At 69.4% G+C, this 1136-nt stretch carries 1 protein-coding gene; it reads left to right on the forward strand.

Annotation, left to right across the window (positions count from 1 at the left end):
- Positions 1-75 precede the first annotated feature (75 nt).
- The coding region (locus tag BN4332_RS32775; RefSeq protein WP_160111016.1) for a S8 family serine peptidase at positions 76-1136 on the forward strand (1061 nt) is incomplete at its 3' end.

The following is a 1136-nucleotide window of genomic DNA, read 5'->3' on the forward strand; positions in this document are numbered from 1 at the left end:
GCGGCCGACACCGACTTCATTCTCGATGAATTGAAGTCGTTGAGAGACACCGTGATTCCAGATCCAGACGTATGCGTGGCTATCCTCGACGGCCCGGTCGATCTCGGCCCCCCCTGCTTCGCCGACGCCCGCCTCACCCGAACGGATTCCCTCATCCTCGACGAGGCGGGCACCGGTGCCATGTCCGGCCACGGCACCCACGTGGCCAGCATCGTGTTCGGACAGCCGGCCTCCGGCGCGCTCGGCCTGGCCGCCGGGTGCCGAGGCCTGGTGGTCCCGATCTTCGAGGACAGCAGCGGACACCTGTCCCAACTCGACCTGGCCCGAGCGATCGAACGCGCCATGCTCGGTGGCGCGAATGTGATCAACATCAGCGGAGGCGAGCTCGTAGAACTCGGACAACCGGACCCGCTGTTGGCCCGCACCGTGGAGACCTGCGAGCGCAACGGCGTGCTGATCGTCGCCGCGGCGGGCAATGACGGGTGCGACTGCCTCCACGTGCCGGCGGCACTGCCCACCGTGCTGGCCGTCGGCGCCCTGGGGCGCAACGGAGTTGCCTTGCCGTCGAGCAACTTCGGCGGCCGGTACGCGCTCAACGGCGTCCTGGCTCCCGGCGAGGCGATTCCGGGTGCCCTACCCGGTGCCGCGATGGCCGACCTGACCGGCTCGAGCTTCGCCACCCCCATCGTCAGCGCCCTGGCGGCGCTGCTCATCACCGCGCAGCGCCGTAGTGGCGCGGGCATCGACATCGCCGAGGTGCGACGGGCGGTGATCGCCAGCGCGCTGGCCTGCCCTCAGGATTCGGACCCCCGCTGCCTGGCGGGAATTCTCAACGTTCGTGGCGCACATGCGCTGATCACCCAAGGAGACAAAGTGACCGAGATGGCTGCAACACCGATTCCCCACGTCGCCAGTTCCGGCAGCGACACATTATCGACCAACACCGCACCCCCGCCGGCGCCACCCGACATCGTTCCCGTATCGACCGGGGTGGCGCCGTCATGCGGTGGCGCGCCGTGTTCGTGCGGCACCGTGGCCTCACAGGACACCGCGGCCGCGGTGCACGAGGCGCCGACTCCGCCGCAGGCGGCCCATCCACTGCCGGTCTCAAACGTGTTCGCCCTCGGCAACATCGG

It is taken from the genome of Mycolicibacterium houstonense (assembly GCF_900078665.2).
GTDB classification, from domain to species: Bacteria; Actinomycetota; Actinomycetes; order Mycobacteriales; family Mycobacteriaceae; genus Mycobacterium; species Mycobacterium houstonense.